The sequence below is a fragment of the Shewanella sp. GJ50-10 genome, from assembly GCF_055808815.1.
On sequence record NZ_JBVVSS010000001.1, the window covers coordinates 3,305,423 to 3,326,683 of the forward strand.

The 21,261-nt window shown below is 41.5% G+C and carries 17 protein-coding genes; 5 read left to right on the top strand and 12 right to left on the bottom strand.

Going from position 1 to position 21,261, the window contains the following annotated elements; translation table 11 throughout:
• Nucleotides 1-103 precede the first annotated feature (103 nt).
• From mazG to rlmD, 3 genes are all read right to left on the bottom strand, one after another.
• Nucleotides 104-955 carry a nucleoside triphosphate pyrophosphohydrolase gene (gene mazG, locus AC0L4E_RS13965; protein ID WP_473679677.1) on the bottom strand — a complete coding sequence of 284 codons (852 nt, stop codon included), beginning with the start codon at nt 953-955 and terminating at the stop codon, nt 104-106.
• 93 nt (nt 956-1,048) lie between these two features.
• Nucleotides 1,049-3,256: a GTP diphosphokinase gene (relA, locus tag AC0L4E_RS13970; protein ID WP_473679678.1), complete on the bottom strand. Its 2,208-nt coding sequence runs from the start codon at nt 3,254-3,256 to the stop codon at nt 1,049-1,051.
• A gap of 298 nt (nt 3,257-3,554) precedes the next feature.
• Nucleotides 3,555-4,916, bottom strand: a complete 1,362-nt coding sequence (gene rlmD, locus AC0L4E_RS13975) for a 23S rRNA (uracil(1939)-C(5))-methyltransferase RlmD (protein WP_473679679.1) — start codon at nt 4,914-4,916, stop codon at nt 3,555-3,557.
• A gap of 101 nt (nt 4,917-5,017) precedes the next feature.
• Here rlmD and barA point away from each other — a divergent pair, with 101 nt between their 5' ends.
• The 4 genes from barA to recN all read left to right on the top strand — a co-directional run bounded on the left by barA (nt 5,018) and on the right by recN (nt 11,614).
• On the top strand, nt 5,018-7,846 hold the full coding sequence (gene barA / locus AC0L4E_RS13980; RefSeq protein ID WP_473679680.1) for a two-component sensor histidine kinase BarA: 2,829 nt from the start codon (nt 5,018-5,020) through the stop codon (nt 7,844-7,846).
• A complete protein-coding gene (locus AC0L4E_RS13985) occupies nt 7,839-8,453 on the top strand; it encodes a YjaG family protein (RefSeq protein WP_473679681.1) in 615 nt (204 codons plus the stop codon). The genes barA and AC0L4E_RS13985 overlap by 8 nt, the downstream gene beginning before the upstream one ends.
• A 400-nt stretch (nt 8,454-8,853) precedes the next feature.
• The gene (locus AC0L4E_RS13990) at nt 8,854-9,819 is read left to right on the top strand and encodes an AEC family transporter (protein WP_473679682.1); all 966 of its coding nucleotides are present in this window, start codon (nt 8,854-8,856) and stop codon (nt 9,817-9,819) included.
• Nucleotides 9,820-9,955: 136 nt separating this feature from the next.
• The gene (gene recN / locus AC0L4E_RS13995; protein WP_473679683.1) at nt 9,956-11,614 is read left to right on the top strand and encodes a DNA repair protein RecN; all 1,659 of its coding nucleotides are present in this window, start codon (nt 9,956-9,958) and stop codon (nt 11,612-11,614) included.
• Nucleotides 11,615-11,763: 149 nt separating this feature from the next.
• On the opposite strand, the gene AC0L4E_RS14000 is transcribed toward recN, so the two are convergent.
• The 9 genes from AC0L4E_RS14000 to glyA form a co-directional block, all read right to left on the bottom strand.
• Nucleotides 11,764-12,255, bottom strand: coding sequence for a phosphatidylglycerophosphatase A family protein (locus AC0L4E_RS14000; RefSeq protein WP_473679684.1), 492 nt, complete (start codon nt 12,253-12,255; stop codon nt 11,764-11,766).
• Nucleotides 12,255-13,211: a thiamine-phosphate kinase gene (thiL, locus tag AC0L4E_RS14005; RefSeq protein ID WP_473679685.1), complete on the bottom strand. Its 957-nt coding sequence runs from the start codon at nt 13,209-13,211 to the stop codon at nt 12,255-12,257. Before thiL ends, AC0L4E_RS14000 begins: the two co-directional genes overlap by 1 nt.
• 92 nt (nt 13,212-13,303) lie before the next feature.
• Nucleotides 13,304-13,708: a transcription antitermination factor NusB gene (gene nusB, locus AC0L4E_RS14010; RefSeq protein ID WP_473679686.1), complete on the bottom strand. Its 405-nt coding sequence runs from the start codon at nt 13,706-13,708 to the stop codon at nt 13,304-13,306.
• A 14-nt stretch (nt 13,709-13,722) separates the two neighbouring features.
• Nucleotides 13,723-14,202 carry a 6,7-dimethyl-8-ribityllumazine synthase gene (ribH, locus tag AC0L4E_RS14015; RefSeq protein WP_055023789.1) on the bottom strand — a complete coding sequence of 160 codons (480 nt, stop codon included), beginning with the start codon at nt 14,200-14,202 and terminating at the stop codon, nt 13,723-13,725.
• A 121-nt stretch (nt 14,203-14,323) separates the two neighbouring features.
• Nucleotides 14,324-15,427 carry a bifunctional 3,4-dihydroxy-2-butanone-4-phosphate synthase/GTP cyclohydrolase II gene (ribBA, locus tag AC0L4E_RS14020; protein ID WP_473679687.1) on the bottom strand — a complete coding sequence of 368 codons (1,104 nt, stop codon included), beginning with the start codon at nt 15,425-15,427 and terminating at the stop codon, nt 14,324-14,326.
• A gap of 55 nt (nt 15,428-15,482) precedes the next feature.
• Nucleotides 15,483-16,139 carry a riboflavin synthase gene (locus AC0L4E_RS14025; protein WP_473679688.1) on the bottom strand — a complete coding sequence of 219 codons (657 nt, stop codon included), beginning with the start codon at nt 16,137-16,139 and terminating at the stop codon, nt 15,483-15,485.
• Between the two features lie 107 nt (nt 16,140-16,246).
• Nucleotides 16,247-17,386 (bottom strand): bifunctional diaminohydroxyphosphoribosylaminopyrimidine deaminase/5-amino-6-(5-phosphoribosylamino)uracil reductase RibD, encoded by a 1,140-nt coding sequence (gene ribD, locus AC0L4E_RS14030; protein ID WP_473679689.1) that lies wholly within the window; start codon nt 17,384-17,386, stop codon nt 16,247-16,249.
• Between the two features lie 62 nt (nt 17,387-17,448).
• On the bottom strand, nt 17,449-17,898 hold the full coding sequence (gene nrdR, locus AC0L4E_RS14035; protein ID WP_153914843.1) for a transcriptional regulator NrdR: 450 nt from the start codon (nt 17,896-17,898) through the stop codon (nt 17,449-17,451).
• 220 nt (nt 17,899-18,118) lie between these two features.
• Entirely contained in the window at nt 18,119-19,375 is a 1,257-nt protein-coding gene (gene glyA / locus AC0L4E_RS14040; protein ID WP_473679690.1) for a serine hydroxymethyltransferase, read from the bottom strand.
• Nucleotides 19,376-19,563: 188 nt separating this feature from the next.
• Here glyA and ettA point away from each other — a divergent pair, with 188 nt between their 5' ends.
• Nucleotides 19,564-21,231 (top strand): energy-dependent translational throttle protein EttA, encoded by a 1,668-nt coding sequence (ettA, locus tag AC0L4E_RS14045; protein ID WP_102526936.1) that lies wholly within the window; start codon nt 19,564-19,566, stop codon nt 21,229-21,231.
• Nucleotides 21,232-21,261 lie beyond the last annotated feature (30 nt).

The following is a 21,261-nucleotide window of genomic DNA, read 5'->3' on the forward strand; positions in this document are numbered from 1 at the left end:
TAATAAGCCAACAGCCTCATTCTATGTGTTTTTTAGGCCATCAAAGCAATGAGTACTAACGCAGGTTGCCGATGCTTATGCATCGACTAGTGCTGATTTAAGCCTAACCTTTTAAAGCCTTTTCCTGTTGTTTAACTTGATCCCAATATGCGTCTAACTCATCTAAGGAGTGTTCATTCACGGGCTTTCCGCTTTGCTTAGCAAATTGCTCTACACCACGAAAACGTCGTTCAAACTTTTGGTTTGCTTGCCTCAGCGCTTGTTCAGGCTCTACCCCTAAATGTCTTGCCATATTAGCAACAGCAAATAACAAGTCGCCCATCTCATCAACCACACGTTCATGATAAATTTCCGGCTGCGCTTTAAGGTGCTGCGCTTCTTCCATCACTTCATCAATTTCTTCATGGACTTTAGCCACAACAGGCACTAAGTCTGGCCAGTCAAACCCTACCTTAGCGACTCTTTTTTGAATTTTTATCGAACGGTTTAATGCAGGAAGAGCCACAGGAATATCATCGAGTAATGAAAACTGCTGTTTTTGCTCGCGCTCCGTTTGTTTAATTGCATCCCAGGATTGTTTAACTTTTTCCGCATTGGCAAGCGGCGAGTTGATGTCAATGTCATTAACTGCAAATACATGGGGATGACGTCGTGTCAGCTTATTGCAAATTTTGTCTACCACAACAGCAAAATCAAACATGCCCTGCTCACTCGCCAACTGACAATAAAACACCACTTGAAATAGCAGGTCACCCAGTTCATCAGGCAGCGATTCAAAATCTGCTTGTTCTATTGCATCGGCCACTTCATAAGCTTCTTCGAGCGTAAATGGCACAATTGTCGCAAATGTTTGCTGTTTATCCCAAGGACAACCGATCTCAGGGTCGCGCAATTTCTCCATAATCGTTAGTAATGGCTGAATAATATTATGAGTTTGAGATGACTCTTTAGACATGGGGAACATCCAAATAATTAGGGCTAAACAAAAAGGTGGTAAACCTAACGATTTACCACCTCTATCAATTCACATTAACTGACGTATTAAACGTTATAACCTTCTTGCTTCAATCACACCTTCAATTTGACCCAGTTTCGCTAAGATACGCGATAAGCCGTCAAGGTTATAAAGCTCTAATTCAAGATCAACCGCTGCAGTTTGGTTCTTCTCATCTGATGTTGAGCTCATTGCCATCACATTCGACTTTTCAGCTGCAAGTACTGTGGTGACATCTCTTAATAATCCGCTTCTATCATGAGCATTTACTTGTACTTTAATGCGATAGCCACCGGAGTAGTTTTCCCCCCACACTACCTCTACATTACGCTCTGGGTGAGCGCGCATTAATTCTTTTACTTGAGCACAATCACTGCGATGTACTGAAACGCCGCGGCCCATAGTAATATAGCCAAAAATTTCATCACCAGGAACAGGTTTACAACAGCTGGCAATATGGCTCAGTAAGTTACCCACGCCATTAACTTCAACTTGACCTTTCCCTTTACGGGCAGGTTTGGTGTGCGAACGCTTTATGATCTCTTCAACAATTTCTTGTTCTGAACTCGGCTCTTTACGCAGACTGGTTTCAATATAATTAACCACTTGGTTAAGGCGAAGATCGCCGCCGCCAATAGCCGCTAACATGTCATCCATTGAGTTCATGTTAAATCGCTCAACAGCCACTTGTGCATCTTTAATTTTTAACGATATCCGCGTTAATTCAGCTTCAAGTAACTCTTTACCAGCAACCATGTTTTTATCGCGGTCTTGCTGCTTAAACCAATGTTGAATTTTAGAGCGGGAACGAGACGACTTGATATAGCCTAAATTCGGGTTCAACCAGTCTCTTTTCGGGTTCGGATGCTTTGAGGTAATGATCTCAATCCGCTCGCCAGTTTCAACTTGGTAAGTAAATGGCACGATACGTCCATCCACTTTTGCACCAATACATTTATGACCCACATGGGAGTGAATGTAGTAAGCAAAATCAAGTACGGTTGAACCCAGTGGCAAATCAACCACTTCACCATTAGGGGTAAATACATATGCTCGGTCTTCGAAAACCTGACTGCGCACTTCTTCGACTAGGTTACCCGTTTCGGCCACATCTTCTTGCCACAGTAAAATCTTACGTAGCCAGTTAATTTTCTCTTCATAGCCACTTTGTTTTCCACCAGCCGTACCTTCTTTGTACTTCCAGTGCGCAGCCACACCTAGCTCTGCATCTTGATGCATCGCTTCGGTACGAATTTGGATCTCAACAGTTTTACCTTCAGGTCCTACAACGACGGTATGGATTGATTGGTAACCGTTAGGTTTAGGGTTAGCCACATAGTCATCAAATTCACGTGGGATATGATGCCAAAGGGTATGCACGACACCTAATGCACCATAACAATCTTGAAGACGATCAGTGACAATACGCACTGCGCGAACATCAAACAGTTCATCGAACTTAAGATCTTTACCCTTCATTTTACGCCAGATGCTATAGATGTGTTTTGGACGACCATAGACTTTTGCACGTATTTGGTCGGCATCTAAACGTTCTTGCAGCTGAGTGACAAACTTATCGACAAATACTTCTCTATCGACACGCTTACCGTCTAATTGTTTAGCAATGTCTTTATAGACAACTGGATGAAGGTATCTAAATGAAATATCTTCTAATTCCCATTTAAGCTGACCGATGCCTAATCTATTGGCTAATGGCGCATAAATATCGGCAACCTCACGGGCAACTAAAACGCGAGTCTCTTCATCGACGTTTTTAATTTCACGCAGTAGGCGTAATCGCTCAGCAAGCTTGATAACAACAGCGCGAACATCTTCCACCATCGCCAATAACATTTTACGAATATTATCGATTTGCGGTTCTGCGGTACGTGAATCTTGGCTGACTTTTAATGCGCCAATGGCTTCCATCGTGACAACACTTGCCACTAGCTGACTTAGGCTTTTACCAAACTTTTCTTCGATGTCTTCAATCGAAAGAATACCTGCATCATGAATGATAAATAATAGGGAGGCTTGCAGGGTTTCGATGTCCATATTCAGCGGCGCAAGGATCTCAACCATCTCACGAGCACGGTCTAATAATTCGCGATGAACATCTGGGGATGGAGTTGGCAGCGCATCTAACTGTTTAATAAGATCCAGCAACATTTGGGCTTCTTCTGCATTATCTAAGTAACGCGTAACCCATTCGTCGATATTAAAATCGGCTGAATTAAAATGTGCTTCTCGGACTGAGACCATAATTAACTTCCTTATTGGTACTTATTAACTACCAGTAAAACAAACCTATTTATTTTCAATAAACGGTCTATTGCAGATGCGCTCTGCAGTATTGCAAAAGAATCATCTTGAATGTTCAGTAAGCTATGTCAAATTAAAATTAATCATTTTACAAATTCTTACTTAAAAAAACGAAAAAGGTTTAATTTTCCATCAATTTCTAGCTTAAACAAGATTTACATTCATCAGCTTTCAATAATAAAGCATCAGGTTGGTAACGAATGTTCTGCTAGCAACACTCAAGCAATCTTAGCCTGTTTCATTTTGTTTCAAATAGCGCCATTGCTTCAATATGGTGAGTCTGTGGAAACATATCTAGCATGGTAAGCTTTTTCAATTTATAGCCTTGCTCAATTAATACTTGGCTGTCTCGGGCTAAACTCGCTGGGTTACACGATACATAAACTACTTTTTTTGGCTTCATTTTAGAAAGCCATTGCAAACTTTCATAAGCCCCAGCTCTGGCAGGATCAAGTAATAATTTATCGATGCGACCAAGCCATGACGCTTCTGATAAATCAGCACTCAGATCAGCATGAAAGAAATTTAAATTGGTTAGGTTGTTATCTTGGGCATTTTGTTTTGCTTGAGCCACCATTTCAGGCACGCCTTCAACCCCAATAACATCTGCAGCTTGTGTAGCTAGTGGCAAGCTAAAGTTACCCACTCCACAAAATAAATCTAAAATACGCTCGTTCGCTTGTGGCTCAAGCCATTCAATTGCCTGGGTAACCATACGCTGATTGATATCTGCATTAACCTGCACAAAGTTACCTGGGCTAAATCGGCAATCAACTTTACCATCAGCTAAACTATATTGAGGTAGCTCTGGCTCTGCTTGATGACTAGAGACAACCACAGAATATAGTGAATGAACTACACTTTCATTGTCTTGAACTAACAAGTTAATCTGATGAGCTTGAGCAAAACTTACTAATAGTTGCTTATCAGCATCTTTTAAGTCTTTGGTAATCCTAAGTACAGCAAACAAGCCATTATCTGCTTCAGTCAGCTCTAAATGTCCTAAAGTGGTTTTAGCCTGCAGTTGATTAAGTAACTCAGTAAATGGTGCTATTAATGCCGACAAGGGTTTAGCTAGCACATCACATTGCTTGATTTGCACGATATCGCTGCTATTAGCAGCTCTAAAGCCTAGTTGTAAGGTTTTCGATTTTTTATCAAATAAGGTGGCTAAGCGTGCGCGGCGGCGATAATGCCAAACTTCTCCAATAACAGCTTCTGTCACCATAGATGGATCAATTTTGACAGCCAGTTTGCTGATTAAGTTAGTTAACGCTGATTGCTTATGTTCACGCTGAGCTTCAATGCTCATATGTTGTAAATCGCAGCCGCCACATTGCTGATAATGCGGACACTGAGCATCAACACGGTCGGGCGTCGATTTATCAACTTTTATCAACTTTGCCTTAGCATATTTTTTCTTTTGCTCGGTCAGTTGAGCTGTCACGGTTTCACCAGGAAGCGCACCCGGTACAAACACGACTTTCCCGTTATGTTGTGCAATACCAGCACCGAGATGATCGAGTTGTGATACCGTTAAACTCAACTTTGCTGATAACTGCTTAGTCTTGTTTGGTTTTGCTTTAAAAAATTGCGCCATTTTGGCCTCTGGTTTTGAATAAATAACTGGTCAAGAGTGCTGTATTTCTGGCAGTCTAGACAACATAATTGATAAAAGTCTTTAGGAATAATAACTTCACGATGAACAAAGCTAACAACATGACCAAATACAGCCTCCGCTCATGGGTGCTGGTACTTGCGTTAGCGCCTACTGTAATGGTGGGTATTCTACTTGGAAGTTACTTCACCATAAACCGTTTTTATGAACTTGAAGAAACCTTAATCGCCCAAGGTAGAAGTATTGTAGAACCTTTAGCCATTGCCAGTGAATTTGGCTTAGTCACAGAAGACCGAGAAGCAAGCAAACGTTTATTAGCCGCATCTCAACTTAATAACTCCTCTCTGATACATTCCATTGCCTTATTTGATATCGATAACCAGCTATTTGTTACCTCTCATTACCACAAAGATTTTGAGAGCATGCGTTATACCAGAGCTCTTGAGTCATTAATCGCCAGTCAATATGAAACCATAGACGACACTATGGTGATCCGCGTCCCCATAATTTCTAATACAGGTGTCAATCAACAAAATAACAATTACACGGCTACCGCTTCCCCTGCCAAAACGGCAACACCCACGATTACCAATGCTGAAGGTCAGCAGATACTTGGCTATATTGCGATACTGCTTAATAAAGAAAATGCACTGCTTGAACAACACCGGGCAGCTATTGCAGCTTTTGTCATCGTTTTAATTGGTGTGCAATTAAACTTATTTTTCACGTTTCGATTAGTAAAACACGTTAACTACCCTATTACTGAAATGGTGAGAGTGGTGGCTAAAATCCGTGAAGGTAAGCTCGATACTCGCTTGGATGGTGAACTCATCGGTGAACTTGATTTATTGAAGCGTGGTATCAATGCGATGGCGAGCTCGTTATCTGAATATCATGATGAAATGCAGCAAAATATCGATCAGGCCACCTCTGATTTACGAGAGACCTTAGAGCAAATCGAAATTCAGAATGTTGAATTAGATTTAGCTAAAAAGCGGGCATTAGAAGCCAGTCGAATTAAATCTGAATTCTTAGCCAATATGTCCCATGAATTACGTACGCCGCTGAATGGTGTGATTGGCTTCTCAAGACAACTTATCAAAACCCCTTTGCATTCAAGTCAGCTTGATTACATCAAAACAATTGAAAGAAGTGCCAGTAATTTACTAGGCATTATTAATGACATCCTTGATTTCTCTAAGCTTGAGGCGGGGAAAATGGTACTTGAAAAAATGCCATTCGCGCTGAGAGAAACCATCTCAGAAACCGTCAGTATTGTTTCAGGTAGCGCCCAAGAGAAAGGCATTGAGTTAGTCATAGATATCGATGATAACGTGCCTGAAAGCGTCAGCGGTGATGCCATGCGTGTTGGTCAAATAATGACAAACCTTATCGGCAATGCGATTAAGTTTACCGACCACGGAAGTGTGGTATTAAAGATTCATTTGGTTGGCCAAAAAGATGAAAGCATCACCCTTCGCTGCGAAGTTATTGATACGGGTATCGGCATTGATGAAAGCCAGCAAGAATATTTATTCCAAGCATTTGGCCAAGCAGACTCGTCAATTTCAAGACGGTTTGGCGGCACAGGACTTGGACTGGTGATCACTAAGCGTTTGATCAACCAAATGGGTGGTCAAATTGGCTTTACCTCTTCACCCAATAAAGGCTCTACTTTTTGGTTTATGCTGCCGTTAGAGTTGAGCCAATTCCATATTGGGGAAGTACTGCACTTAGAAACACTACGTGATAAGACGCTACTTTTATTTGAATCACGTGAATTAACTCGTGATACCTTCAATCGCCGCTTTGAGGCTTGGGGATTGCACTTAACCTCAGTGGGCCAAGTAAATCATTTAGAATCAACGCTATCATCTAGCCAAGTACACTATGATTATATTCTGATCAGTTGTCACGGCTTTGAGAATATCGAACAGCTAATGACAGTTTTAAAAGCTGCCAGACAAAAGACACCCTGCTTAGTGTTACTGCATGATTGCATCGAGCAACAAGAAATACTCAATCAAGCACTTCGTCCAAACTCAGATATTTTATTAAGTATGCCCACCAGTGACTATGATTTGGCAAACCAACTGATCCATCCACCAACTCAAAAAGCACTGTTAACAGAGAAAACTCAAGACGTGGTTTATGAGCGTAAAAAATTAAGCGTGCTAGCGGTTGACGACAATCTTGCAAATTTAAAGCTAATCGATACTTTATTAAAAGAAATCGTTGTCAACGTCATATCCGTCAACAACGGTGATGATGCGGTTAAACATGCTAAGCAACAAGCATTCGATGTCATCTTTATGGACATCCAAATGCCAGGAACAGACGGTATTACTGCAACCAAACTTATTCGCCAAGAGTCTCTTAATCGCAATACACCTATTATTGCAGTGACGGCTCACGCTATAGCTGAAGAGCGAGAATTGATTTTAGGCAGTGGTATGGATGGCTACTTACCAAAACCGATTGATGAAGCCGCACTTAAAGGCGTCATCGACCGCTGGATCAATAAACCTAAGTTCACCCATTTCGATATGCATACCCTTAATTGGGAGCTGTGCTTAGCGCAAACCAATCAAAAGCCCGACTTGGCTATCGAGATGCTACAGATGCTAGTCGACTCTTTACCCGATAGTGTTAATGACATCGAAACCGCATTAAAAGATGCCGATAATGAACTAATGCTGCAAACAGTTCACAAACTACATGGCGCTAGTTGCTATTGCGGAGTCCCTAATACTCAAAAGCTTTGCCAAGAGATAGAATCAGCACTGAAGAAAAAAATCAGCCTTGATGATCTAGAACCGGAAATACTAGAGTTACTTGATGAGCTAACTAAGGTAGAATCAGCAGCAAATCAAGTGATATCACAGTTATCAGCGGATGTTCCCAATGAGTAATAAACCCGGTTTTTTTAAACGCTTAAAAGCGTTATCTTTACCTCAAAAGCAATTATTTGCGACCGCACTTTGTCAGCGCATGCTGCCTAACTACCAGTTATTTTCTGAAGTATGTGAGTTTGGCGAGCCAAAAATGTTAAGTACAGTACTCGATTTGCTTTGGCAGTCTCAGTACGACAAGAAGCTTAAGTTCAATTACGATATCCATTTACAACGCCTTGAAGACAATACTCCTGACCCAAGTGACTTTGAAGCCTATGGTGTATACCCTGCGATGGATGCAGCTGTTGCACTCACAACGCTTCTGGGTGGTATCCAAGGTAAAATAGAAGAAGACATTACTAACATCAGCAAGCTATCATCAAGCACAGTAGCAAACTACATTGAAGCGATCAGTGTTGAAGAGTTACAAGATGAGCTAAATGAAGAAGTGGTTGAGGAATTTGTTTTTAATCACCCAGTGATGAAGGAAGAAAAAGAACTGCAAGGTATGTTATTGGATATTATCGAAGACAATCCAAAACTAACGACTGACTTCATTAAAGAATTACGCAAAGAAATTGTCGAAGCTGGTGTATCCAATATTGGCATTAGTGTTCAACAATAATTTAAATGTTATTGTTTAAAGGAGTGGCTCAGATAGTCGCTCCTTTTTTATTTGCGCCATTTAGTTCACTTTCTAGTACTTCATATAATACTCAGTATCACTCTCACGTGTTTCATTATCGGTCAAACACGTTAAAGTAAGACTTAAATCTCATTTTGAATTAGCTTGTTTCGAGTACACTCATTTAATCAGGGCAGTTATACACTTTATTTGTACTTAAATGACTTGTATTTTGAGTTGCAAAACTTGCTGATTCATTAGTAGCTAACATAAACACTTTTCTGTTGTTGATAAAAGTGACCTATTAGTAGGACTCCCTTCTCAATAGCAGCCACAGTATAAATTGAGCTTATTGGTTCTACCTATGCTTATCTATAACTCATCAAAGAAGGAATGAGGGATGCCTAGTATTCTTACCCCTCTTATCGCTGTATTCGGCATCATGCTATTAGGTTTTGTTGTCCAAAAACTAAAAGTATTACCTCACGATACCGATTTTACATTGAATGAATACGTGTATTACGTTGCCTTCCCTGCAATCCTTTTTATTGCTTTAGCCGAAACAGACATCAACGAAATTTTGCAATGGGGTTTTATTTTTTCGTTCGGCGCCGCAATGATTATCACCTACTTTGTCACCGTTGTTATTTCACTGATGGCAGATAAAAAACAATCAGCGCTTGCGGCAATTAGAGGCCTAAATACCAGCTTTGGTAACACGGCCTTTATCGGTATTCCTTTGATGATGATGCTCTATCCGGGTAACAACCATGCAATTACAGCTGCAGCGATTGCCAGCTTATTATCCATAGTCATGTTTGCCTTTGCTATGGTGAGTATGGAGCTAGCCATTAATAAACAGCAAAAACGTCACCCCATTATTATCATGTTAAGTGCACTCATCAGTAACCCTATCGTAATAGGCTGTGTGCTTGGGGTCGCAGCTTCAGCAGTTAAAATTCCTATTCCTGATAGTCTCAGCATGATGATGCGACTTATCGGTAATACATCTAGCCCTTGCGCCCTGTTTGCAATCGGAATGGTATTAGCTAAAGCAATGCATGGCGGCGTAGAGCCATCAGAGCCTAAGCGCCACATTGCTATCGAAATGACAGTACTAAATATCTTAAAACTCGTATTTCAGCCCATTATCGCTTACGCCTTATTACGGTATTTTAATGTTGATACTGAGTTACTTATCATGGGTGTTATTTTGGCAGCACTTCCTACAGCAGCAAGTGTTTACTTACTGGCTCAGCGCTATCAAACCAACGGTTTAGCCAGCGCAAAATGCATACTTATTAGCACAATAGTCACCTTTATCACTTTGCCGATCATTGAAAAACTGCTTCATCATTTAATTTGAAGCGTTTAGTGATTGTTTAAATAGAGATTAAAATCCGAACAGTAAAAATCTTCCACCAGCACTTTACTGTATCTATAAACAGTGTAAACTGTTTATAGATACAGTGGTTTGATGATTATTCACACAAGGATTGATTATGCTTTGCCAATTAAGCATTAATAATTTCGCGATTGTACGTTTCCTAGAACTCGATTTTAAAGCCGGCATGACCAGCATTACAGGTGAAACGGGTGCAGGTAAATCCATTGCTATTGACGCATTAGGTCTGTGCTTAGGTAATCGAGCAGATGCTAATACGGTAAGACCTGGCGCGAATAAAGCTGAAGTTAGTGCACGGTTTACTCTGGATGATGTTCCTTTCGCTAAACGTTGGCTTGAAGATAATGATCTAGATGTGGAAGACGAATGTATTTTACGTCGGACTATCAGCGCAGACGGTCGTTCTCGCGCTTACATTAATGGCAACCCTGTACCACTTTCGCAATTAAAAGCACTGGGGCAATTGTTTGTCGGTATTCATGGACAGCATGCGCATCACGCCATGCTTAAAAGTGAGCATCAACTAACCTTACTCGATAGCTATGCCAACCATAAACTCTTACTTGATGCTGTTAGTAAAAGCTACCAACGCTGTAAAAATATCGAAAATGAGCTAAAGCAATTACAACAAAACCAGCAAGAACGCATCGCCCGAAAGCAATTGGTACAGTATCAAGTTGAAGAATTAGATGAATTCGCGTTGTTACCTGGTGAGTTTGAACAAATTGAACAAGAACATAAACGCCTAGCAAACGGTACTGACTTAATTGAAAGCTGCCAAAATACCCTGCAACTTCTCAGCGAAGATGACGAACATAATGTTGAGTCATTACTTAATCGTGCTGTAGGCTTTGCTGATAACTTACAGAGTTTTGACCCTGCACTTAAAAATATTGCCGAGATGCTTAATGAAGCGTTAATTCAAGTTCAAGAAAGTAGCAGCGAAGTCCAAGATTATCTCAGTAGAATTGAACTCGACCCTGAGCATTTTGCCTTTCTTGAGCAACGTATTTCTAAAGCAATGCAACTGGCTAGAAAGCATCATGTACAAACCGAGCAACTTGCTGAACATCATCAACAACTAAAAGCAGAACTCACAGAGTTAAGTAATGATGCTAGCCGTCTTGATGAAATACAGCAGCAAGTTGATGACAGTAAACAAGCTTACATCCAAAATGCACAAAAACTCAGCCAGAGCCGTTTACGTTACGCTAAAGAGCTCAATAAATTAGTGACTCAATCAATTCATGAATTGAATATGCCTAAAGGAAAGTTCTGTATCGCTGTTAACTTTAACCCTGAAGTTCAGTCTTTAACTGGCAGTGACCAAATTGAATTTCAAGTCACCACTAATCCAGGGCAACCACTCCAACCTATTGCCAAGGTGGCATCAGGTGGTGAGCTCTCACGTATCGGTTTAGGCATTCAGGTGATAACAGCTAAAAAGGTTTCTACTCCAACCTTAATATTTGACGAGGTTGATGTGGGGATTTCAGGGCCTACAGCTGCTGTCGTCGGACGAATGCTTAGAAGCCTTGGCGAATCTACACAGGTGATTTGTGTAACCCATTTACCGCAGGTTGCAGGGAATGGTCATCAACATATGCTAGTGAATAAATTTACCAAGAGTGGCGGCACAGAAACCCAAATGAAGCCATTGGATAAAGAGCAGCGTATTAGTGAGCTAGCAAGACTGCTTGCTGGTGATGTTATTACCGAGAATACACTCGCCAATGCGAGAGAGCTATTGCATTAACAATTAAGGCTGATGAGCTTTAAAACAATGTAATTTCTTGAGTTTAAGGAACCAAACTAAAAAGCCCACAATTAAGTGGGCTTTTTATATAAATTTGACGTAATTAATAGAGCTTTAAAACCGTTCTTACTCAAAACTAAAGACTTCATTTACACAAAGTAATAAATAGCCTGCAGACAGATTAGCGCAAAGATTCCTGCCAGCACATCATCAATCATAATACCGAAGCCGCCGTGTACTTTGGCATCTAGCCAACGAATAGGCCAAGGTTTAAGAATGTCAAAAAAGCGAAACAAGGCAAAACCAACTACCATCCATATCAGCCCTGCTGGCGCCGCTATCATGGTGATCATTAATCCTGCGACTTCATCCCAAACAATAGCTCCATGGTCATGGACTCCCATGTCTTTTGCAGCTTTATCACAAATATAAAAACCTACTAGGGTACTGATGACAGTGATAATAATAAAAGCCGTTAAGCTTAAATGTCCCATTAAATACACTAAAGGCACTGCAGCAAGGGTACCAAAAGTACCTGGGGCCTTAGCAGCCAAGCCACTACCAAAACCCAGCGCTAAAAAGTGCACTGGATTTTTTAAAGATAGCTTTAATACTGCGGGATCAGTTGATAATAATTTCATTAAAAATGCTCAAAATGTTTCGAGTCGAGTTCAAAAGGTTGACCATCGGCTACCAGTCGTAATTTATCGCCTGCGCAAATTTGACCAATTTTGACAAACTTAACACCAGCATGAATTAACGCTGTATCCAATGCTCCTCGCTGCGACTCAGGTACAGTAAATAGTAGTTCATAGTCTTCACCACCTGTCAGCGCATAATTGATCGCTTCGTTTTTACCTACAGACTCAAGTAGTGATTTCGATAACGGTAACTCATTCACATCAATAATGGCACCCACATTAGAGGCTTTTAAAACATGTTTAATGTCTGAGTTTAAACCATCTGATAAATCAATCGCGCTGGTTGCTAATGTTCGAAGCGCTTGACCCGCAATGATCCTTGGCGTTGGATGATAATGGCGATTAATTAAAAAACCTTTGTATTGAGGATCAACCTCTTTTTTGCCCAGTAGCACATCTAGACCTAAGGCTGAATCACCTAAAGTACCAGTAACATAAATCCAATCGCCAATTTTAGCGCCACCACGAGTAAGTGCTTTACCTGTTGGCACTTGCCCATGAATGGTGATGTTTATACAACGAGGTCCACGCGTCGTGTCACCACCAATCAAACTCACGCTATAGTATTCAGCAGCCTCAAACAAACCTTCACTGAATTCTTGTAACCATTGGTTATCAACATCAGGCAAAGTTAATGCAAGTGTCATCCAGGCAGGATCTGCACCCATTGCTGCTAAATCTGACAAGTTTACCGCAACAGATTTATAACCAAGCTCATGCGCTGGCATCGTGGGTAGAAAGTGAATGTTTTCGACGAGAGTGTCGCAAGAAATTGCGATTGATTTGTTTTCGGCAGGTTGCACTATTGCGCAATCATCGCCGATACCGAGATGCACATCACGGCGCTGCTGGCCTTTATCACGGAAAAATTGTTCAATAATTTGGAATTCTTTCACGATAAATCTGGTACGGTTGCCCGCCCACCTATATTTTTATAGAAGTATCTAAGCCATACAAAAACGGTATCCGAAGATACCGTTTTCATTCATTACTTGCGAGTAACAAGCTTATCTAGCATACCATTGACAAACTTATGGCTGTCGTCAGCACCAAACGCTTTCGCTAATTCGATACCTTCGTTGATAGCCACTTTAAATGGCACATCTTTACGATAAGTTAATTCATATGCAGCTAAGCGCACAATGGCTTTTTCAACTGGAGATACATCTTCAATGTCACGATCTAAGTGAGGCTTTAGAAGATCATCAAGTTGATTTGCTTTCGTGGCTACACCTGATAGCAATTCACGAAAATAAGCTACATCAACACCGTTAATGTTTTGCTCAGTTAAAAATTCATGTTCAACATCAGCAACGTTATTCTTGCTTAATTGCCATGAATAAATAGCTTGAACAGCTAAACGGCGTGCCTTACGGCGCTCTGAAGGCTTCATTACTTTTCCTACTACTATACCAACTGTTGTTCTAATTCTTGCAGAACGTTAACCATTTCAAGCAGACCTAGGGCAGCTTCAGTGCCTTTGTTACCTGCTTTAGTACCAGAGCGTTCAATTGCTTGCTCAATGGTATCTGTGGTCAACACGCCAAATGAAACTGGGATATCAAACTCTAAAGCAACTTGAGCTAGACCCTTGTTACATTCACCTGCAACTAAATCAAAATGCGGAGTACCACCACGAATCACTGCACCAAGTGCAATGATACCGTCAAACTTTCCACATGCAGCAACACGACGTGCAGCAAGTGGTAATTCAACAGCGCCAGGAACACGAACAACAGTAATGTTGTCATCTTCAACCTGACCAAAACGTTTTAGTGTATCTATTGCGCCATCAAGCAGACTCTCAACTAAAAAACTGTTGAAACGCGATACTACGATCGCAACTTTGGCATTTTTTGCTTCGATATTACCTTGAACTACGTTCATTATCTTACCTAAATTAGCTAAAGCACCCAGCTCTGGGCAAAAGTGGCGGTATAATACCACAGCAAAATGCCCTGAGTCCTGTGCAATTAATGATAAATGTTAACTTCACTAAATTAGTGAATTATTCTGCAATGTAATCAGTAACTTCTAAACCAAAGCCTGACAACGAATGATAATGTTTCGGTGAGCTCAATAGACGCATTGTGCTAACACCAAGACTTGATAGAATTTGTGAACCGATTCCAACCTTACGAGATGTTCCTTCCCACTTAGCCGATGCTGGCGCTTGACCATTGTCTTCTGCCTCAAACGCTTTTACTTTTGCCAGCATTTCACTTGAGTGCTCTTCATGACCCAATAACACCAAAACACCGCCCTCTGATGCGATACGTTCCATGGCTTTCTCTAAAGGCCAGCTACGTTTTTGATCGCGTTCTGAATGCAATAAGTCATTAAAGGTATTCTGTAAATGAACTCGAACTAGACAGTTCTCTTCAACATTCCCTTTCACTAATGCGTAGTGTAATTGATTGTCGATAGTGTCTCTGAAAGTCACCATCTTGAACTCACCAAAACGCGTTGGCAAATTACACTCAGCTTCGCGAACAACGGTCGTTTCTTTGGTATTACGGTACTCAATTAAATCAGCAATGGTACCCATTTTAACGCCGTGCTTTTCACTGAAAAGTTCTAAATCAGGACAACGCGCCATGGTGCCATCATCATTTAAGATTTCAACAATTACACCGGATGGTTCAAGACCTGCTAACCGTGCTAAATCGCAACCAGCTTCTGTGTGACCTGCACGAGTCAGTACGCCGCCATCTTGTGCCATTAATGGGAATATATGGCCTGGTTGAACTAAGTCAGCCGCTTTGGCTTCTTTAGCAACTGCAGCTTGTACAGTAACAGCTCGGTCGTGGGCTGAAATACCAGTCGTCACACCTGTCGCCGCTTCAATAGAAACAGTAAAGTTGGTAGAGAACTGGGCGTTATTGTTAGTCACCATTAACGGTAAATTTAATTGCTGGCAACGTTCTCTAGTCATAGTTTGACAGATTAAACCACGTCCATAAGTGGCCATGAAGTTAATTGCCTCTGGCGTGACCTTTTCAGCCGCCATGATTAAATCACCTTCATTTTCTCTGTCTTCATCGTCCATCAAGATAACCATTTTACCTTGGCGAATGTCTTCGATGATCTCTTCTATACTATGTAGTGCCATGTTAAGACCTTTATGTTGTTATTTCCCATATTTGCAATATAGGGTAAAAATAGGGTTATCGCATAAATCCGGCGCTGGCTAACATTTCCATCGTGACTCCGCCTGTCGATTTGGCAGCTTTTTCCGGATTCATTAGCCGTTCTAAATATCGTGCAATAAGGTCAACTTCAATATTCACCTTATCGCCTGCTTTTAATGCTGTCAGTGTGGTTTCTGATGCTGTGTGCGGCACTATTGTTAATCGAAAACGATGACCGTCAATTTCATTCACAGTTAAACTGACACCATCAATGGTAATTGAGCCTTTATGGGCAATGTAGTGAGATAGCTCCGCAGGCGCTGCTAACCAAAATTCTATGGCCTTACCACGAACGCTACGTTGTTCAACGGCAGCGATGCCATCAACATGACCACTAACCATATGACCACCAAGACGTGTGGTTGGCAGTACGGCTTTTTCAAGATTAACTTTTTGACCAACGTGATAGTTAGCAAAACCGGTCAGTGCGACCGTTTCAGCCGAAATATCGGCGACATAGCCATCAGCTAAACATTCCACCACGGTTAAACATACACCGTTAGTAGCAATACTATCGCCTAACTTCACATCAGCTAAATCCAAGTGACCACTGGCAACGGTTAAACGAATATCATCACCTTTACGCTCGATTTTTCTCAATGTGCCTAAGGCTTCAATAATGCCGGTAAACATAAGTACTCACTTGTTTGTGGTTCGGTTCTGATAGATTATTCAGCTCAATTAGCTTTGCCAAAAATGTTCATTCTCAACAAAATTATTATCGTAAACGGCTCAATCAACTAGAGATTAAAAATCAATCGCTGATCTTCGCCTATTCTGCGCGAATCTACTAATTGTAACCCAGGAATTTGTTCCATAGTTTGATAGTCATTCAATTGTAATAAATTACGGCCATGACTACCTAAAATTTTCATTGCTTGATAAAGATAAAGCTCATCTGCTAGTTTTGCATCTAGTACACTACCAGCAAGGCAGGCTCCAGCCTCAACCAGTACTGAATGACATTGCTTACCTAAATGAGTAAATAACGCATGTAAATCAACCCGTCCATCCTCATTTGCAGCAATAGTGATACAACTAACATGATTGTTAAATTTTTCTCGTACTTCTGCGGGATAGTCGACACAAGACACCAACAATATTGGCGACTCTATATCAAACAGCTTTAGTTCAGCCGTTAACCTAGCACGACTATCTAAAATAACCCTTAAAGGCTGATGTAGTTCTGAGGCCGAAAGTGAATTTTGCAAGCTGCCAAGCTGCTCATAACGCACATTTAATGAAGGGTCATCGGCCAATATCGTTTCAACACCTGTTACCAATGCACAATGACGTGCGCGAAGCTTTTGAACATCAGCTCGTGCGTCTGGACCTGTAATCCACTTTGATACACCATTTGAAAGCGCTGTTTTGCCATCAATACTTGCAGCTAGTTTTATGGTGACGCGAGGCAGACCTGTGGTCATTTTTTTAGTAAAGCCCAAATTGAGCAATTTGGCTTGTTCGGTAAGTAAGCCAACATCAACTTGAATGCCCGCTTCTTGTAATAGTCTTATTCCATTACCAGCAACTTGTGGGTTCGCATCGACTTCTGCGACGACGACTCTTTTCACCCCAGCTTTGATTAATGCCAAAGCGCAAGGAGGCGTGCGGCCATAATGACTACAAGGCTCAAGCGTGACATAGGCAGTGGCCTGTGAAAGTTTATGTTGGTTTTGCTTGGCGTCTACATTTTGAAGAGCATGAATTTCAGCATGGGGGCCGCCCGCTTTAATGTGATACCCCTGGCCAATGATTTTATCATCGACGGCAATAACACAGCCAACATTAGGATTAGGACGAGTGGTATAACGCCCTTTTTCAGCCAATGAAATTGCTAGGCTCATCATTTCGATGTCAATAACGGACCACTGAGACATAAACACCTACTTGAATAGTGGCTGCAAAATGTTATCTACAGCCTCAATACTATGAACAAAAATTACTTTTGTAGTTTAGCGATGGCTTCGCCAAACTGAGATACATCTTCAAAGGCACGATAAACAGAAGCAAAGCGAATATAAGCCACTTTATCTAGTACCATTAATTGTTCCATCATTAAATTACCAATCATAGCCGAGTCAATTTCGCGCTCACCAGTGCCACGTAAGGTAGATTTGATTTTAGTTAACGCTTGTTCAATTTGGTCAATAGATACTGGACGTTTTTCCACAGCACGCAGCATTCCGCCTCGAAGCTTATCTTCATCAAATGGTTGGCGAGTACCATCTTGTTTGATAACCCGTGGCATCACCAGTTCAGCACCCTCAAAGGTCGTGAAGCGTTCATGGCACAATGTACATTCCCGACGGCGACGCACTTGATGGCCATCAGCCACCAGACGAGAATCAATCACTTTGGTATCTGTCGCGCTACAAAATGGGCAATGCATATTCGCTCCTGAAAATAAAATAAAATGGCTGTAAGCACAAAGTACTTACAGCCATTAAAGTTTATCCTATTTACTTTATAAGGTTAACCTTATCGATAAGATTATCCTACTTAGTTCAAAAGGATCATGTGTCTAAATGAGAGAAGCAATATGGGCTTAGATTAATTAGCACGATATTGCTCAACCAGAAAACACAAAGTAACGGGTTTATCCGTTACTTTTATCCGTAAACAGGGTATTTAGCACACAACTCAAGCACTTGGTTCTTAACGCGCTCGATAGTAGCTTCATTAGTAATGTCATCTAGTACATCACACATCCAGTTTGTTAACTCTACCGATTCAGTTTCTGTGAAACCACGACGAGTAATCGCTGGAGAACCAATACGTAGACCAGAAGTAACGAAAGGTGAACGTGGGTCATTCGGTACTGAGTTTTTGTTTACTGTGATGTTAGCTTTACCTAACGCAGCATCAGCATCTTTACCTGTCATATCTTTGCTGATCAGATCAAGCAAGAATAAGTGGTTATCAGTACCGCCAGAAACAACATCGTAGCCACGCTCAATGAAGGTTTTCGCCATCACTTTAGCATTGGCAACAACTTGCTCTTGGTAAGTAGTAAATTCAGGATCAAGAGCTTCTTTAAATGCTACGGCTTTAGCAGCGATAACATGCATTAAAGGACCGCCTTGACCACCTGGGAATACTGCTGAGTTTAACTTTTTGTAGATGTCTTCATCATTTGCAGCAGAAAGGATTAAACCACCACGAGGGCCTGCAAGTGTTTTATGCGTTGTTGTCGTTACAACGTGCGCATGTGGCAGTGGATTCGGGTAGATACCCGCAGCAACAAGACCGGCAACGTGAGCCATATCAACAAATAAGTAAGCACCGACTTTGTCAGCGATTTCGCGGAATTTACCCCAATCGATAATACCTGAGTAAGCAGAGAAACCAGCAATAATCATTTTTGGATTGTGTTCAACAGCTAAACGCTCAACTTCAGCGTAATCGATTTTACCTGTAGTTTCATCGATACCGTACTGAACAGCATTATAAAGTTTGCCAGAAAAACTAACGTGAGAACCATGGGTCAAGTGACCACCATGGGCTAGGCTCATACCTAAAACAGTATCACCGCCTTGAAGTAGCGCCATGAAAACTGCTGAGTTTGCTTGAGAACCAGAATGTGGCTGTACGTTTGCGTATGTAGCGCCAAATAATTCTTTTGCACGAGAAATAGCTAACTCTTCTGCAATATCTACATGCTCACAACCGCCGTAGTAACGCTTACCAGGATAACCTTCAGCATACTTGTTAGTTAGCTGAGAACCTTGTGCTTCAAGAACACGTGGGCTGGTATAGTTTTCTGACGCGATTAATTCAATGTGCTCTTCTTGGCGACGAGTCTCATCTTCAATGGCTTGAAACAGTTGTGGATCGTAATCCGCGATATTCATAGCTTTCTTTAGCATTGGTGTCTCCAACAGCAGTTCTTATATATAGGGTTGCGCGGTATTCTACTCTGCTCTGCGTCACAATCCCAGTATTTACAACATGAATTTCTTTGGAAATTATCATTATTTTAATTAATCCAAAATTTGAGTTAACCGAAAAATAAAGTAGAATTATCATCATCATTGGTCACCAAAGAACCTCAAAAATGGCTCAATTTGTCTATAGTATGCTGCGGGTAGGAAAGATTGTTCCGCCTAAGAAACAAATCCTTAAAGATATTTCACTCAGTTTTTTCCCTGGCGCCAAAATTGGTGTCTTAGGTTTAAACGGTTCAGGTAAGTCGACTTTACTTCGTATCATGGCGGGATTAGATACTGAAATCGAAGGTGAAGCGCGCCCGATGCAAGATCTAAAAATCGGATACCTTCCCCAAGAACCTAAGCTTGATGAATCGCAAACCGTACGTGAAGCCATTGAAGAAGCGGTAAGTGAAGCTAAAAATGCCCTCACCCGTTTAGATGAAGTCTACGCGCTTTACGCTGAACCTGATGCAGACTTTGATGCACTTGCAAAAGAGCAAGGTCAACTTGAAGCCATTATTCAATCTCAAGATGCACATAATCTGGACGTGGTGTTAGACCGCGCAGCGAATGCATTACGTCTTCCAGACTGGGATGAAAAAATCGAAGTATTGTCAGGTGGTGAACGTCGCCGCGTTGCAATCTGTCGTCTATTACTTGAAAAGCCAGACATGTTGCTACTTGATGAACCAACCAACCACTTGGATGCTGAATCTGTCGCATGGCTTGAGCGCTTCTTACAAGATTACACCGGCACTGTTGTAGCCATTACCCATGATAGATATTTCTTGGATAATGCCGCGGGTTGGATTTTGGAACTTGACCGTGGTGAAGGTATTCCATGGGAAGGTAACTATTCTTCATGGTTAGAGCAAAAAGATGCTCGTCTGCAACAAGAATCATCTACCGAAAGTGCGCGCCAGAAAACCATTCAAAAAGAATTAGAATGGGTACGCCAAGGCTCTAAAGGTCGTCAATCTAAAGGTAAGGCCCGTATGGCTCGCTTTGAAGAGTTGAATACCAACGACTACCAAAAGCGTAACGAAACCAACGAGTTGTTTATTCCACCAGGACCTCGTCTAGGCGACAAAGTCATTGAAGTAAATAACCTCACCAAGTCATATGGCGATCGTGTATTGATTGATGACTTAACCTTTGCCGTCCCTAAAGGTGCCATTGTCGGTATTATCGGTGCTAACGGCGCAGGTAAATCGACGTTATTTAAGATGATTTCTGGTGCTGAACAGCCTGATAGCGGCAGTATCGAAGTGGGTGAATCAGTACAAATTGCATCGGTTGAGCAGTTCCGTGATTCGATGAATGATAAAAATACTGTCTGGCAAGAAATTTCCGACGGTCAAGATATCATGCGTATCAATAACACAGAGATCCCAAGTCGCGCTTATGTTGGACGCTTTAACTTCCGTGGTGGCGATCAACAAAAAATCATTGGCACTTTATCAGGTGGTGAGCGTAACCGTGTCCACCTTGCGAAATTACTGCAAGCTGGCGGTAACGTATTGTTACTCGATGAACCAACCAATGACTTGGACGTTGAAACACTTCGAGCACTAGAAGAAGCGCTACTAGAGTTCCCAGGCTGTGCCATGGTAATTTCCCATGACCGTTGGTTCTTAGATAGAATTGCCACGCATATTCTAGATTACCGCGACGAAGGTCAAGTTAACTTCTATGAAGGTAACTACACTGAATATACCGCATGGTTGAAAGAACATTTAGGCACTGAAGCGATTGAGCCTCATCGTCTTAAATACAAGCGTATTGCCAAGTAGCACCACCTGTTAGTGTAAACAAAACGCGTT

Coding starts and splice junctions, on each gene's coding strand:
- AC0L4E_RS14025 (WP_473679688.1), bottom strand. CDS start 16,139: ATGTTTACCGGCATTATTGAAGCCTTAGGCACATTGAGAAAAATCGAG.
- AC0L4E_RS13985 (WP_473679681.1), top strand. CDS start 7,839: ATGAGTAATAAACCCGGTTTTTTTAAACGCTTAAAAGCGTTATCTTTA.
- mazG (WP_473679677.1), bottom strand. CDS start 955: ATGTCTAAAGAGTCATCTCAAACTCATAATATTATTCAGCCATTACTA.
- ribH (WP_055023789.1), bottom strand. CDS start 14,202: ATGAACGTAGTTCAAGGTAATATCGAAGCAAAAAATGCCAAAGTTGCG.
- nrdR (WP_153914843.1), bottom strand. CDS start 17,898: ATGCATTGCCCATTTTGTAGCGCGACAGATACCAAAGTGATTGATTCT.
- nusB (WP_473679686.1), bottom strand. CDS start 13,708: ATGAAGCCTTCAGAGCGCCGTAAGGCACGCCGTTTAGCTGTTCAAGCT.
- glyA (WP_473679690.1), bottom strand. CDS start 19,375: ATGCTAAAGAAAGCTATGAATATCGCGGATTACGATCCACAACTGTTT.
- ribD (WP_473679689.1), bottom strand. CDS start 17,386: ATGTCTCAGTGGTCCGTTATTGACATCGAAATGATGAGCCTAGCAATT.
- AC0L4E_RS13990 (WP_473679682.1), top strand. CDS start 8,854: ATGCCTAGTATTCTTACCCCTCTTATCGCTGTATTCGGCATCATGCTA.
- rlmD (WP_473679679.1), bottom strand. CDS start 4,916: ATGGCGCAATTTTTTAAAGCAAAACCAAACAAGACTAAGCAGTTATCA.
- recN (WP_473679683.1), top strand. CDS start 9,956: ATGCTTTGCCAATTAAGCATTAATAATTTCGCGATTGTACGTTTCCTA.
- AC0L4E_RS14000 (WP_473679684.1), bottom strand. CDS start 12,255: ATGAAATTATTATCAACTGATCCCGCAGTATTAAAGCTATCTTTAAAA.
- ettA (WP_102526936.1), top strand. CDS start 19,564: ATGGCTCAATTTGTCTATAGTATGCTGCGGGTAGGAAAGATTGTTCCG.
- relA (WP_473679678.1), bottom strand. CDS start 3,256: ATGGTCTCAGTCCGAGAAGCACATTTTAATTCAGCCGATTTTAATATC.
- ribBA (WP_473679687.1), bottom strand. CDS start 15,427: ATGGCACTACATAGTATAGAAGAGATCATCGAAGACATTCGCCAAGGT.
- barA (WP_473679680.1), top strand. CDS start 5,018: ATGAACAAAGCTAACAACATGACCAAATACAGCCTCCGCTCATGGGTG.